Here is a 13,786-nt window from a genome sequence, read left to right as displayed (position 1 = left end):
GTCGCTGACGGTCGGCGTCACCCTCTCCGACGCCTCGGGCCTGCGGACGCCCGCGGCCTTATCCGCCGCCGAAACGGCCCGGCCGCTGCGCGATTCCGTGCTCGCTCACCGGTCGCAGTAGGGCTCCCGGCTCCTCGTCACTGTCTATTGGAGTACGCATGAAGATCCTGGTTTCCGGCGCGGGCGTCGCCGGCCTCTCCCTCGGACGGGACCTCGGTATGCGAGGTCATCACGTCACGATCGTCGAGCGGGCCGGTCGGCTGCGGGCCAACGGTTCGCCCGTCGACGTCCGCGGGGACGCGATCGAGGTGGCCGACAAGATGGGCATTCTGTCCGCGATCCGCGGTGCGCGTATCCGCATGACCGAGCAGGTGCATTTCGTCGACGAGAACGGCGCCGCCATCGGCCGGCTGCCCGACGACATCGGCGATTCGCCCGACGACATCGAGATTGCCCGCGAGGATCTCTGCCGGATCCTGGCCGACGCGCTGCCCGACATCGTGGACCTGCGCCTGCGCGAGTCGGTGGACTCGATCGCCCAGTGTGACGACCGGGTGGATGTCGACTTCGCGTCCGGCGACGCCGAGAGCTTCGATCTGGTCCTCGGCGCCGACGGCATACACTCCGCGGTGCGGCGGCTCGTGTTCGGCCCGGAGCAGAGCTTGATCCGGCATCTCGGTCTCTACGTCGCCATCACCGACATGCCCGGCGAGGCCGACGCCGAAGCGGAGCGGATCAATCCGATGTACAGCTACCCCGGGCACCTGGCCGGCATCGCCCGGTTCAAGGACAAGGCGATCGGCATCCTGATGTTCGCGTCAGAGCCGATCAGCTACGACTACCGCGACGTCGAAGCGCAGAAGAGCATTCTGTACGACCGCTTCACGGACCGTCGTGTGTGGAAGGTTCAGAAGATCCTCGACGCGGTGCGCGCCGATCCCAGCATCTACTTCGATTCGGTCAGCCAGATCCACATGCCCAGCTGGCATCGGGGCCGGGTCGCGCTCGTGGGCGACGCCGCCCACTGCGCATCGCCTCTTGCCGGCCGAGGGACGTCGCTGGCGATGACCGGGGCTCAGTTCCTCGCCGAGGAACTCGAGCGAACGGACGGAGATCACGCCTCGGCATTCCCACGCTACGAGGCCCGTCAACGGCCCTATGTGGAGTTCGCCCAGGCCACGGTCGAAGACGGTGGTGCCCTCCTCGTTCCGCCCACCCGGGACGCGATGATTGCACGCAACCGGCTGCTCCAGCCGGTCGCGGCCGGCCAGTAGTCGGCAGAACCGGCCTTCGGCCGGCCGTTGTCGGTGACCTGAGAGGGCGCAGCCGCAGCCCCACGCCCTCGTTCGCGCCACCGGGGAAACCTCAGCTCGGACCCCAACCCCAGCCCACGCGCGACCTGGTTGATCGGCCGCTCCGACGAGCGCACGCGGATCACCTTCACTTCCAGTGGCCATCCCCACCGTGACATGTGCCGAGGCCCTGATGATCGGCGCTTCCCGGTTCGCCGTTTGTCGCTCTATGGCCAGTTTGTGCCCGTATAGTCCGTTTTCGTGCGCGGTAGGTAGTCGAGGCGCGTGAAGGAACGGGTGGGAGATGTACGGGGTGCCGAGCAAGGGTCCGAGTGTCGGTGGTGGGCTTGCCGCGACCGGCTACGGGGTGCAGTCGTGGCTGCTGGTGGCTGTCGGTCTTGTCGTGCTCGGGGTGTCGTTGTTGTTGGCGACCCGGGTTCGTCGGGCGCGATGAGCTGGCCGGGTGTGTGGTTGAGGGCTGCCGCTGGGTTGGCTTTCGGGGGGTTGGCGGCGGCCGTCCTGTTGTGGCGGTGGCATGACGTGGCGAGTGCGGAAGCGTGGACGAACGCACGTCTGGTGCGGGCGACGGGGATGGCCGACGCGACGTCGATCGGTGCCGCGGTGACGTTCCCGTTGGGGCACCGGTGGGTGGGTTTCACGGTGACTACGGGATGCTCCGTTGCTCTGCTGCTGATCCCGCCGTTTGCGGTGGCCGGGTTCCTGGTGGCGTTCCGGCGGGTGGGGTTGGGGCGGGCGGTGCTGTCGGTGGCGACTGCGGTGGGGTTGCTGGCCGCTGTCAACCAGGTGCGCTTCGGTGCGGTGGTAGCCGCGATGCAGGCGTGGGGTTTCGAGGCGGGCTACCAGCGCAGTCACGTGCTGATCGGCTCGGCGATCACGATGCTCGGGCTGATCGCGGTGGCGATCCTGTTCGCCGTGCTGGTCGGCCGTGGCGGGCGGACGAGGCGAGGTAGCCATGCCGCATGAGGTGACCTCGCTGGCGGTGCTGAACACGGTCGCGTTCCTGATGTGCGTCGCCTTCTGCGCCTACGTGTTGAGCATCCTGGTGCTGCACCTGCGGACCCGGCGAGCCGGCGCGGGAAACTCCGTGTCGTTGGACTGGCACATCATCGTGCCGTGTCGTAACGAGGCGTCGGTCATCGGCGGCACGCTGCGCCGGCTGCTGCGGGATCTGCCGGACGTGACCGTGTGGTGTGTCGACGACGCCTCCGACGACGGCACCTTCGAGGAGTTGGCCGCCTTCGCGTCCGACCCGCGGGTGCATGTCGTGCGTCGCACGCTGCCAGACGCCGTGCAGGGCAAGGGAGCGGCGTTGAACACCGCCTGGCGGGAGATCCTGCGGCGTCTGCCCGCGGCGGTCGACCCGTCCCGGGTGATCATCGGGGTGCTCGACGCCGACAGCTATCTGGACCCGCAGTGTCGCACCGCTCTGGCCGGTCGCCGGTATTTCGGGTCCCCGTCGGTCGCGGCCGTGCAGGTCGAGGTCCGCATGTTGCAGTGCGCCCGCAGCGACCGAGGCCATCACCGGTTGGGCCGGTGGGCGCGGCTGCTGGTCCGGCTGCAGGACATGGAGTTCCGGGCGCCGATCGCCGCGATGCAGTCGCTGCGTCGGGTCACCGGCAGCGTGGCGATGGGTGGCAACGGGCAGTTCACTCGGCTGTCCCTGCTCAACAAGATCGCCGCGGAACACGGCACACCGTGGCACGGGGCTCTGCTGGAGGACTTCGAACTGGGCCTGCACATCCTGCTCGCTGGTGGCCGCACGGAGTACTGCGCCGAAACGTGGGTGGCCCAGGAGGCGCTGACCAGGATCCGCCCGTTGATCCGGCAGCGCGCGCGGTGGGCGCAGGGGTCCATGCAGTGCGGGCGGCATCTCGGCGCGGTCCTGCGCTCGGACCGGATCCGCAACGCTGCCACGATGGAGATCGCCCATTTCCTCGCCGCGCCCTGGCTGCAGCTCATCGGCACCCCCCTCTACCTTGGCTGCCTGACGGTGATGTGCTGGTACATCAACCACACGATGGGTGGGCTGGCCGGCTGGTGGGACGCTGGCGGCTGGGGAGTTCCCCCACTGGTTGCGATCTTCGGTATCGGCCCGTTCGCCGTCTGGGGCCTGGTCTACAAGGCCCGCTGCGAACGCCACCTGACCTGGCCCACCGCGATCGGTCTGGGCCTGTGCCACTGGCTCTACAGCTATCTGCAGTCCATCGCCGTGTGGGTCGCCTTCGGCCGGCTCATCCGTGCCCGCTCCGACTGGCAGAAGACCGCCAGGGCCGCCGACCCACCTCCCCTCGCCGCCGGGCGCAGTGCTGCCCTCCCTCCCCACCGCCGCCACCCCCAGCTCACCCACAGCAAGCAGTAGAAGGAAGAGGTCAATGACACGAGTCAAATCTGGCATCGCCCGAGCGTCGGGCGTCCTGGCCGGCGGCGTGGCACTGGTCGTGCTCGCCGCGTCACCCGCCATGGCGGACACCTCCCAGGCATCCGCCTCCGCCCTACGGATCTCGCTGGTCGGCGGGGGACTCGCGAGTTCCGGCACCGCCACCGCCACCAACGACGGCACCACCGAGTCGATCTCCGGCAACACCAACCCGCCGCTGAGCGTCCTGGGCAGCCAGTCGGTCATCACCGCCGGTGTGCTGGGCCAGGCCGTCCACGCCTTCAACGACGGAACGTCAGCCGCCTGCGCAGGCGTCGTCGGAGCCGGCGGCGCGATCACCATCGGTGCCGGCGGGAGCTGTCTGGTGACGCCGTCCGGCAGCGTGGTGCTGACCCTCGGCCTCAGCGGTCCGGCAACGATCGCCATCGAGGCCGAGGAAATCTACTCGTCCTGCACGGCTACCAGCAGCCCGTCAGCGACCGGCACCACCGTGCTGTCCAACGCTCGCATCACGTCCACGGTCGCCGGGGTGACGACGACGCTTCTCAGCCTGCCGGCGAACCCCGCGCCGAACACCACACTCGGTGTCCCTAACGTTCTGGACATCACGCTGAACGAGCAGACCAGTTCCACCACCGGACAGCTCAGCGTGACCGCGCTGGACCTCTCGGCCCTCGCCGGGACGCTGGCGTCGGTCACCATCGGCCTCTCCAGTTGCGGGCCGAACGCGATCGCGCCGCCGGTGTCGGTCATCCCACTGGCCGGAATGCCGGTCGCCCTCGGTCTCGGCGCCCTCGCCTCAGGCATCGGCGGCGGGATCGTGCTGCTGCGTCGACGGCGCGCGGACGCGAGGGCCTGACGGAGCCATGGGTCGCGACAGAGCAGCCGCCAAGCACGTCATGATGTTGATGGGTACGCGTCCGGAAGCAGTCAAGACCGCACCGCTGGCACTCCTGCTCTGTCGCGACTCGCGGTTCACCGCCACGGCGGTCGACACGGGCCAGCAACCCGGACGGGTGCACGAGGCCCTCGCGCCGTTCGGGTTGGCCGCCGACATCACTCTGCGCCTCGACCGCCCGACCGGAACACTGTCAGAGCTCGCGGCCGCCTTGATTACCAAGATCGATGCACTCCTCGCCAGGGAACGACCGGCGACGGTCGTGGTGCAGGGTGACACCACGACTGTCCTGGTCGGGGGCCTGGTCGCGTTCTGGCACCGCATCCCCGTCGTCCACCTGGAGGCCGGTCTGCGCACGTGGGACGTCGACCAGCCGTTCCCAGAGGAAGCGAACCGGTCGATGCTCGCGCGTTTCGCCGCCCTGCACCTGGCCCCCACCCCCGCGGCGCGGCAGAACCTGCTCGACGAAGGCGTCCGTCCCGGCACCGTGGTCGTCACCGGCAACACTGTCGTCGACGCCCTGCACACGCTCGTCGACAACGGCCTGGCCACACCGCCTGCCGAGGTCACCGCGATGCGCGGCCCGATCGTGGTGGCCACGATGCACCGCAGGGAGAACTGGGGCGACGGCATCCGCGACAGCCTCGAAGGACTCCGACGGATCGCCCGGATGCGGCCCGACGTACACATCGTTGCCGTCGCGCACCCGAACCCGCGACTACGGGAGGAAATGAGCGCCCAACTCACCGGGACGCCCAACGCCACCCTCATCCCGCCGCTGCCCTACCCCAAGATGATCGGACTCCTCCGGGCAGCTCGCCTCGTCATCACCGACTCCGGCGGCCTCCAGGAGGAAGCCGCGACCCTCGGCGTGCCTCTCCTGGTCACCCGCAACACCACCGAACGCCCCGAAGCCGTCGAAAGCGGCCACGGCCAACTCGTCGGCACCGACCCCCGACAGATCACCAGGGCCGCCCTCACCCTCCTCAGCCGACCCACGACCCCCACCCGACCGTCCCCCTTCGGAGACGGAAGAGCGGCCGAACATGCCCTTGCCGCAATAGCCACCCTGCTCGAACTGCCCAGCCGAGACCAGATGACCAGCCGAACCAAAGCCCGCACGACACCACACCAGGTCAGCACAGCAGCAAGGCCGACCGCACCGCACAATTTCATCTGTTGACCGGGGCGGCCGGCCGGGACGGCGAATCGGTCCCGCTGCGGGACCTGCTCACCCGACGACTCGGAGCGCGGAACCGCCCGCCTCGTGCCATACCCCGTACGCCAGGGCGCTGACCCCGCCCCGAGCCTCCACGCCGGGTTCCTGAAGGCGGCGCAGCACCTGGTCGGCGCTCTCCCGCGCCACGTCGCAGAGGATGAGGTCGCCGAACGGTTGACGGGCCGCCCCCGGTGACACGGCCAGGTGGGCCGCTGCCGGGTCGGCGAGGAGCAGATCCGCGACCGTCGTGGACCGGTCGGCCGGCGCGACGATCCTCAAGCGCAGCACGGAGGGCCCTGCGGTCGGGCGGCCCACCTGCCGCCGGCCGCCGCACTCTACCGGCTGCCGACCCCCACCTGTCCGGCCCTGGGGACGGGCGCCTGCTCGGTCCACAGGGCCGCGACGGCCTCGGCCAGGCTGTGCCGCGGCGACCAGCCGAGCAGCCGTGCCGAGCGGCCGATATCGGCGCACATCCAGGGGACGGCGGCGGAGCGGGCCGCGTCCGGTGGGAAGGAACCGTCGGTGACCGTGCCGGTGAACCCGGCGGCGTCGGCGAGCAGTCGGACGGCCGCGCGGACCGGCACGGCCCGACCGCTGCCCACGTTGAACACGTGGGCCTGCGGGCGGCGTACGGAGATCGCCGCCCAGACCGCGTCCGCCACGTCCCGTGCGTCGACGAAGTCACGGTAGGTGTCGTGCAGGCCGAGCGACACGCTCCGCTCGCCCCGCTGGGTCGCCGTACGGAGCAGCGCCGAGACCCGTCCGAGCATGTTCTCCACGGGCATCCCCGAGCCGATCGGGTTGAAGACCCGGAGCACCATCGTGTCGAGCCGACCGGTGCTGGCGGCGAGGACCGCCAGCCGGGTCGCGGCGAGGTGGCTCGTCCCGTACTCGCTCACCGGCACGGCCGGGTGCTCCTCGCCGACGGCAATGCCGTGGGGTACCCGGCCGTACTCCGCCGCCGATCCGATCCGGATCAGCCGGGAGGACGGCACGGCGAGCGTCATGGCCTCGATGAGCGTGGCGGTGGCCAGCGCGTGGGCCCGCAGGTGGTCGGCCGCCGAGCCGACGATCCGGCCGGCCGCGTTGACCACGACGTCCGGCTGCTCGCGGCGCAGCAGCGCGGCCAGCGCCGCCACGTCGGTCGCCACCAGGTCGCACTCCCGCCGGGTGGGGGCCCGGACGGTCAGGTGCCGGTCGAGCCGGGCCAGGATGTGCCGGCCGAGGAAGCCGGTCGCGCCGAGCAGGAGGACCGTGGTCACGGGTGGGGTCCGTTGACTCGGGCCGTGGCCGGCCCCGGCGGGGCGGCGAGCGGATCGCTGGCGGGCCGGGTGCCGGTGAACTCGTGCCAGGTGGCCGCTCCGGGCGCGGAGATCCCCTCCCGCCGCAGGACCACCCGGACCGTGGCCAGCAGGATCCTCAGGTCCAGCAGGAGGGACCGCCGGTCGACGTACTCCACGTCGTACTCGAACTTCTCCTCCCAGCTCAGCGTGTTCCGTCCCCGTACCTGGGCGAGCCCGGTGATGCCGGGCCGGACCTCGTGCCGGCGGGCCTGCCGGGGGGTGTAGCGGTCGAGGTAACTGACCAGGTGCGGACGGGGGCCGACGATGCTCATCTCGCCACGGAGGACGTTCCAGAAGCCGGGCAGCTCGTCGAGGCTGGTGGAGCGGAGCCACCGACCGACCGGGGTGAGCCGATCGGCGTCGGTCACCAGACCCCGCGCCGGGTCGACCGGCCGCATGGTGCGGAACTTGACCATGTCGAACAACCGGCCGCCGCGGCCCGGACGGGTGTGCCGGAAGAGCACGGGGCGACCGAAGGCCACCAGCACCACCAGCGCCACCACGGCCATCACCGGTGCGGCGACGGTCAGCGCCACGACCGCGCCGAGCACGTCCAGCACCCGCTTGACCCGGTCGTAGGGGCGTGGCTCCAGTGCGGTGCGTTCTCCCGGAAGGGCCCGGTTCTCCACCCTCTCGGACCGGGCAACGTCGTACGTCATGCGTCACCTACATCAGGCTCAGACAGGGACAAAAAGCGCGTTCAGCTCTTTGTAGTCGTTTTCTCCGACCGGCGGGGTGCTTTCCGCCGGTGCCCTGCCGCCATCGCCTCCCGGAGGGCGGCCTCGACCCGCGCCACGCCGAGCGCGACGGTGAACGTCCGGTCGTAGTAGTCGCGTCCGGTCCTGCCCAGCAGATGGAGTTTCTCCCGACCCAGCCGGCACAGTTCCCGTACCGCCTCGGCGATGGACTCCGGGTCGCCCGGACGGGCGGTCAGCCCGGCGCCGCTCTCCCGCGCCACCGCGGCGGCGTCCCCCTCGGCGGCGACCAGCAGGGCCCGGCCGGCGGCGAGGATCGTCTGTACCTTGCTCGGCATCGTGTACGGCGCCATCGGGGTCGGTCGGAGACTGACGACGTGGGCGTCGCCGGTCGCCAGCAGGGCCGGCATCCGTTCCCGCGGTAGGCGCCCCAGGAAGCGGACGTTGCCCACGCCCGACCGCGCCACCCGGTCCCGTAGCCGGTCCTCGGTGACCCCGGACCCGGCGATCAGGCACACCAGCCGCGGATCCTCCACCAGGGCGCAGGCGTCCACCAGCGCCTCCAGGCCCTGGGCCTCGCCCAGCGCCCCGGCGTACACGAGGACGACGTGGTCGGAATCGAGGCCCAGCTCGGCCCGGAGGTCGGTGGGCCGGCCGGGCGGGGGCTCGTCCCCCCACATCGGGATGTGGACCAGCTTCTCGGCCGGCACCCCGCGCCGACGCAGGAGTCCGGCGGCCCCCGGGGAGAGGTGGGCCACCCGCTCGGCCGACCGGTACATCCCCCGGCACCAGCCGTGCATGGCGCGCTCGACCGCCGCCCGGCCGGGCCAGCCCTCAAGGAACCCGCTCGCGGTCACCGAGTCCGGCCACAGGTCGGCCACGTGCAGGACCACCGGCACCCTCCGCACGTGCCGGACGTACCACATCGGCAGCGCCACCGTGATCGGCGAGTTGTAGACCCAGAGCACGTCGACGTCGCGGAGCACGTCGGTCCCGGAGAGCAGCGCGGACAGCGCGAACGAACCATAGTTCGCCAGCCGCCGCGGGGCCGACGAGTCGTGGCTGGGGTAGAGGGCCACCCGCCGTACGCGCACCCCGTCGGTCACCTCGTCCAGCCGGCGCGAGATCCGGTAACCGGGCATCACCCGGCCGGTCGGATAGTTGGGGAAGCCGGTCACCACCCGGACGTCGTGTCCCCGTGCGGCCAGCCCTCGGGCGAGAACCCCGGGCAGGCTCGCCGGGCCGGGCTCCGGTTCGTACCACTGGGTGAGCAGGCCGATCCGCATCCGTCGTCCCCTTCGTTGACCAGGTGCCACCAGGGCGTCAACGACCGACGGGCGATCCGAGAAACCCTATCTTGCCCTTATCGCCCCGTTTGGTCGATGGAACGTGATTCGCGGCGTACTGTCCGAATCGATAGTCGGATCGATCTCCCCGTCCGACCGGGGAAGAAGGGTGGACCCGTGCCGTCCTCGCTGGCGCACAGACGCTTCTTGATCACCGGGGGCGCCGGCTCGTTCGGACAGACGACGACCGTCCGCGACGCCGACGCCATGGTCAAGGCGACCCGGGGTGTCGAGTTCGCCGGTTGGCCGGCATGAGCCGGCCGACCGACCTGGTGATCGTGGGCACCGGCGGCGAGGGACGGGATCTCCACGGCATCGTCCAGGCGATCAACAGTCGGGCCACGGGCGACTTCCGCTGGCGGGTCCTCGGGTTCGTCGACGACTACCCCACCGAGGACTCCGAGAAGCTGGTCAACCGCCTGGGCGTGCCCTTCCTTGGCTCGACCGGGCAGCTGGCGGACGTCCCCCCGGGCACGCACGTCGCGCTGGGCGTGGGGCGGCCCCACCTCCGCCGGGAGACGGACCGGACGGTCCGGCGGTACGGCCTGCCGTACGCCACCGTCGTCCACCCCGACGCGAACATCGGTGCGGACTGCGTCTTCGCCGAGGGGCTGGTGGCTGCCGGCGGGGTCCGGCTCACCACCAACGTCGTGCTGGGCCGGCACGTCCATCTCAACCACAACTGCACGATCGGGCACGACAGCATGCTGGGCGACTTCGTGTCGGTCAGTCCACTGGCGGCGGTGTCCGGCCACTGCCGGCTCGACGAGGGCGTCCTGGTCGGCACCACGGCGGCGCTGGTGCCCCGGGTGCGCGTGGGACGGGACACCGTGGTCGGGGCGGGAGCCTGCGTCACCCGGGACGTCCCGGCCTCGATGGTGGTCACGGGCGTCCCGGCCCGGCCGCGCCGCGCGGTCGAATGGGTCGACCATGGCGGGCCTGGTGCGTACTGACCGCCAGCGGGCACCCGACTGGCCGGACACGGTCGCCGGGCTGCGCCGCGCCGCCGTGTCGCAGGGCCTCCCGCCGGCCCGGGCGGCCGTTCCGGCCGTCCCCTGACCGAACCCCGGCCGGCACCTTTACCCTTTTGGGGCTTTTCATCCCTTTTTGCCATGGCTTGCATTTTGTCGTTGGTATACCGGACTGGGCGTTTCACTGGCCGCCGGAAAGCTCCAGGTCCTCCGACCGGCAGGCGGAGACAGGCGCCGCGACCAACACCGAGAGAAGGACCCATGCCGCGTGTAGCGTTGATCACCGGGATCACCGGCCAGGACGGCAGCTACCTGTCGGAACTGCTGCTCGACAAGGGCTACGTGGTGCACGGCCTCAAAAGGCGGGCGTCCACGTTCAACACCGAACGGATCGACCGGATCGACCTCCATCCGCGGCACCGCGACGCACGGCTGTTCCTGCACTACGCCGATCTTGCCGACCCGGCCTCCCTGACCAGTCTGATCCGCGAGGTCAACCCGGACGAGGTCTACAACCTGGGTGCGCAGAGCCACGTACGGGTGTCCTTCGACATCCCGGGGTACACGGCCGACGTCACCGGGCTCGGCGCGCTGCGCCTGCTGGAGGCGGCCCGGGCCGCCGATGTCGGGTGCCGGTTCTACCAGGCGTCGTCCTCCGAGATGTTCGGCTCCACGCCGCCCCCGCAGCGGGAGACCAGCCCGTTCCACCCGCGCAGCCCGTACGCGTGTGCCAAGGTCTACGCCTACTGGTCGGCCGTGAACTACCGGGAGTCGTACGGCATGTACTGCGTCAACGGCATCCTGTTCAACCACGAGAGCCCTCGGCGCGGCGAGAACTTCGTCACCCGCAAGATCACCCGGGCGGTGGCCCGGATCGAGGCCGGCATCCAGGACCGGCTGCACCTGGGGAACCTCGACGCCGTCCGGGACTGGGGCTACGCGCCGGAGTACGTGGAGGCGATGTGGCTGGCGCTCCAGCAGGACCGACCCGGGGACTACGTCGTCGCCACCGGCGAGGGGCACACGGTCCGCGAGTTCGTCGAGGCCGCGTTCGACCACGTCGGGCTCGACTGGCAGGACCACGTGGTGGTCGACCCCCGGTACTTCCGGCCGGCCGAGGTCGACGCGCTGATCGGCGACTACACCAGGGCCCGGCAGGTGCTCGGCTGGGCGCCGAAGACCCTCTTCGCCGACCTGGTGCGGATCATGGTGGACGCCGACCGGCAACTGCTGGAGGACGAGCGGATGGGACGACTCGTCCGGGTGGACCGATGAGGATCAGCGTCGACGCCTCCCCGATCCGCCCACGACACGCTGCGGGGCTGGAGACGTTCACCTACGGACTGCTGAACGGCCTGAGCACCGGCATCGACCACGACCTGCGGGTCGCCGTCCTGGCCGGCACGGTCGACGAGTGGCGGCAGCAGGTTCCGGACCAGCGCGTCGACTGGACCGAGGTCGGCATGCCCCTGCGCACGGACAACCGCCTCGGCCAGGTCCTGCGGCGCTGGACCCCGGACCGGGTCCGGGAGTCGCTGGCCGTCCGACGCGCCCTCGACGCGGTACGCGGCCACTCAGGCGACCGCGACGACGACAGCGCGGTGACCCTCTACCCGTTCGCCTTCGTCCCGGTGCGGGCCCGGCCCGCGGTCATCGTGCTGCACGACCTGCGGTACCTGCACGCAGGCTTCCGGGCGCCCGGCTTCGAGACGGTCATCCGGGAGAACGTGGCACGCGCCTCGGCCGTGGTGTTCTGCTGGCCGCACCCGTACCGGGAGGCACTGGCGATGTTCCCCGAGGCCACGGACCGGATCACGCTCATCCCGCCGCCGACCCTGCAACCGGCGCCCGACCGCGCACGGGCCCGCCCCGAGTCGGGCCTGCTGCTCTACCCGTCCTCGACGGGCACCCTGAAGAACCACGCCACGCTGCTGGAGGCGCTGACGCTGCTGCCGGAGTGCCGGCTGGTGTGCCCCGGCCCGCTTGTCGAACCGGAGGCGTCCCGGCTGCTTGCCCGGGCCGCCCGCCCGGACCTGCGCGGTCGGGTGTCGTTCCCCGGTTTCGTGCCGCTGGACGAGCTGCACCGGCTCTACGCGCGGGCCGACGCGGTCGTGGTCCCCTCGCTGTGGGAGGCGGCCAGCGGGGCGGTGCTCGAGGCGTTCAGTTGGGGTCTGCCGGTCGCCTGTAGCGACGCCGAACCGCTGTTGGCGCAGTTGGAGTTCACCGGGGCCGAGGCCGCCGTGTTCGAGGCGCGGAACGCGCAGGCGTGCGCCGACGCGATCCGTCGGCTGCTGCGCGACCGGGACCGCTACGCCGAGGCGTCCCGACGGGCGAACGCCCGCCTCGCCGGGCGCACCTGGGCCGACACCGGCCGGGACTACGGGACGCTGCTGGAGTGGGTGGCCGCCGGTCGACCGGGACCGATGCCCCGGTCGCCCTTCGCCGCCACGCTGGCCGGGGGGACACGATGACGCCCGAACGCTTCCCGGTCGCCCGGCCCAGCCTCTCGCCGCTTGAGGAACGGTACGTGCTCGACGCGGTACGCAGCGGCTGGATCTCCTCGCAGGGGCCGTACCTGCGCCGGTTCGAGGCGGAGTTCGCCGACCGGGTGGGCGCGGCCACCGCCCTGGCGACGAGCAACGGGACGGTGGCGTTGCACCTCGTCCTCGCCGCCGCCGGGATCGGTCCGGGCGACGAGGTGATCGTCCCCGCCCTGACCTACGTGGCGACCGCGAACGCGGTGACCTACTGCGGTGCCCGGCCCGTCTGTGTGGACGTGTCGCCCCGGACCTGGTGCGTCGACCCGGACCGGGTTCGGGCGGCCGTCGGGCCGCGTACCCGGGCCGTGATCGCCGTCGACCTGTACGGCCACCCGGCCGACTACCCGGCCCTGCGGACGGTCTGCGACCGGTACGGCCTGTTGCTGGTGGCGGACGCGGCCGAGTCCTTCGGTGCCACCCTGCACGGCCGGCCGACCGGATCGCTGGCCGACGCGACCACGTTCTCCTTCTTCGGCAACAAGATCATTTCCTCGGGCGAGGGTGGCTGCGTGACGACGTCCGACCCGGCGCTGGCCGATCGGATGCGCCTGTTGCGCAACCAGGGCATGGACCCGCAGCGGCGCTACTTCTTCCCCGAGGTCGGCTTCAACTACCGGATGACCAACCTGTGCGCCGCGCTGCTCTGCGCCCAGTTGGCCCGCGCCGACGGGATCATCGCCCGCCGGGACGAGGTGCTGCACGGCTACGAGCACGAACTGGCCGGCCTGCCCCTGCTCACCCCGCAGCCGGTGGCCGCCGGGGTGCGGCGGGCACCGTGGATGACGTCCTTCCTGGTGGGCCCGCCGGGCGCCGGGCGCACGCGGGACGACCTGGCCGGTGTGCTGGACCGGCTCGGCGTGGAGACCCGGCCCTTCTTCGTGCCGATCCCGCACCTGCCACCGTACGCGGGCGCCGTCGACGACTGTCCGACCAGCGTGGACCTGGCCCGACGCGGCATCAACCTGCCCACCCACGCGGAGCTGACCGCCACGGACGTCAAGGTGGTCAGCGAGCGGGTACGCCAGGCGCTGGACGCTGTCGTCGCAGGCTCGGCGGAGGCCACCGCGCCGCCGCGGTGACCCGC

The 13,786-nt window shown here is 71.5% G+C and carries 14 protein-coding genes; 10 read left to right on the top strand and 4 right to left on the bottom strand.

The genetic code is table 11. From position 1 onward, the window contains the following. Nucleotides 1-158: 158 nt before the first annotated feature. The 6 genes from ACFYWL_RS20990 to wecB all read left to right on the top strand — a co-directional run bounded on the left by ACFYWL_RS20990 (nt 159) and on the right by wecB (nt 5,771). Complete coding sequence (locus ACFYWL_RS20990) at nt 159-1,274, top strand: FAD-dependent monooxygenase (RefSeq protein ID WP_386975125.1); 1,116 nt, start codon at nt 159-161, stop codon at nt 1,272-1,274. Nucleotides 1,275-1,596: 322 nt separating this feature from the next. After that, the gene (locus ACFYWL_RS20985; RefSeq protein ID WP_386975123.1) at nt 1,597-1,746 is read left to right on the top strand and encodes an LPXTG cell wall anchor domain-containing protein; all 150 of its coding nucleotides are present in this window, start codon (nt 1,597-1,599) and stop codon (nt 1,744-1,746) included. Between the two features lie 86 nt (nt 1,747-1,832). Next, nucleotides 1,833-2,276 (top strand): hypothetical protein, encoded by a 444-nt coding sequence (locus ACFYWL_RS20980; protein WP_386975121.1) that lies wholly within the window; start codon nt 1,833-1,835, stop codon nt 2,274-2,276. Then, entirely contained in the window at nt 2,266-3,672 is a 1,407-nt protein-coding gene (locus ACFYWL_RS20975) for a glycosyltransferase (RefSeq protein WP_386975119.1), read from the top strand. Before ACFYWL_RS20980 ends, ACFYWL_RS20975 begins: the two co-directional genes overlap by 11 nt. A gap of 67 nt (nt 3,673-3,739) precedes the next feature. Beyond that, entirely contained in the window at nt 3,740-4,549 is an 810-nt protein-coding gene (locus ACFYWL_RS20970; protein ID WP_386975117.1) for a choice-of-anchor P family protein, read from the top strand. Between the two features lie 7 nt (nt 4,550-4,556). Then, nucleotides 4,557-5,771 (top strand): non-hydrolyzing UDP-N-acetylglucosamine 2-epimerase, encoded by a 1,215-nt coding sequence (gene wecB, locus ACFYWL_RS20965; protein WP_386975115.1) that lies wholly within the window; start codon nt 4,557-4,559, stop codon nt 5,769-5,771. Between the two features lie 48 nt (nt 5,772-5,819). Here wecB and ACFYWL_RS20960 read toward each other — a convergent pair whose 3' ends face one another. Genes ACFYWL_RS20960 through ACFYWL_RS20945 form a run of 4 tightly spaced genes read right to left on the bottom strand, consistent with a single transcriptional unit; the run spans nt 5,820 to nt 9,131 of the window. Further along, a complete protein-coding gene (locus ACFYWL_RS20960; protein ID WP_386975114.1) occupies nt 5,820-6,086 on the bottom strand; it encodes a hypothetical protein in 267 nt (88 codons plus the stop codon). A gap of 56 nt (nt 6,087-6,142) precedes the next feature. After that, entirely contained in the window at nt 6,143-7,069 is a 927-nt protein-coding gene (locus ACFYWL_RS20955) for an NAD-dependent epimerase/dehydratase family protein (RefSeq protein ID WP_386975112.1), read from the bottom strand. Then, on the bottom strand, nt 7,066-7,809 hold the full coding sequence (locus ACFYWL_RS20950) for a sugar transferase (RefSeq protein ID WP_386975110.1): 744 nt from the start codon (nt 7,807-7,809) through the stop codon (nt 7,066-7,068). The genes ACFYWL_RS20955 and ACFYWL_RS20950 overlap by 4 nt, the downstream gene beginning before the upstream one ends. 41 nt (nt 7,810-7,850) lie before the next feature. Then, nucleotides 7,851-9,131 (bottom strand): glycosyltransferase family 4 protein, encoded by a 1,281-nt coding sequence (locus ACFYWL_RS20945; protein ID WP_386975108.1) that lies wholly within the window; start codon nt 9,129-9,131, stop codon nt 7,851-7,853. 311 nt (nt 9,132-9,442) lie between these two features. Between ACFYWL_RS20945 and ACFYWL_RS20940 the strand changes: the two genes are divergently transcribed. From ACFYWL_RS20940 to ACFYWL_RS20925, 4 genes are all read left to right on the top strand, one after another. After that, complete coding sequence (locus ACFYWL_RS20940; RefSeq protein ID WP_386975106.1) at nt 9,443-10,144, top strand: NeuD/PglB/VioB family sugar acetyltransferase; 702 nt, start codon at nt 9,443-9,445, stop codon at nt 10,142-10,144. 279 nt (nt 10,145-10,423) lie between these two features. After that, nucleotides 10,424-11,437 (top strand): GDP-mannose 4,6-dehydratase, encoded by a 1,014-nt coding sequence (gene gmd / locus ACFYWL_RS20935; protein WP_386975104.1) that lies wholly within the window; start codon nt 10,424-10,426, stop codon nt 11,435-11,437. After that, a complete protein-coding gene (locus ACFYWL_RS20930; RefSeq protein WP_386975102.1) occupies nt 11,434-12,633 on the top strand; it encodes a glycosyltransferase in 1,200 nt (399 codons plus the stop codon). The genes gmd and ACFYWL_RS20930 overlap by 4 nt, the downstream gene beginning before the upstream one ends. Next, nucleotides 12,630-13,781: a DegT/DnrJ/EryC1/StrS family aminotransferase gene (locus tag ACFYWL_RS20925; protein ID WP_386975101.1), complete on the top strand. Its 1,152-nt coding sequence runs from the start codon at nt 12,630-12,632 to the stop codon at nt 13,779-13,781. The genes ACFYWL_RS20930 and ACFYWL_RS20925 overlap by 4 nt, the downstream gene beginning before the upstream one ends. The last annotated feature ends 5 nt before the right edge of the window (nt 13,782-13,786 follow it).

This window comes from Micromonospora sp. NPDC002575, from assembly GCF_042889525.1.
Lineage (GTDB): Bacteria > Actinomycetota > Actinomycetes > Mycobacteriales > Micromonosporaceae > Micromonospora > Micromonospora carbonacea.
The sequence above is the reverse complement of the archived record's forward strand: the minus strand, read 5'-3'. Positions and strand labels throughout refer to the sequence as shown.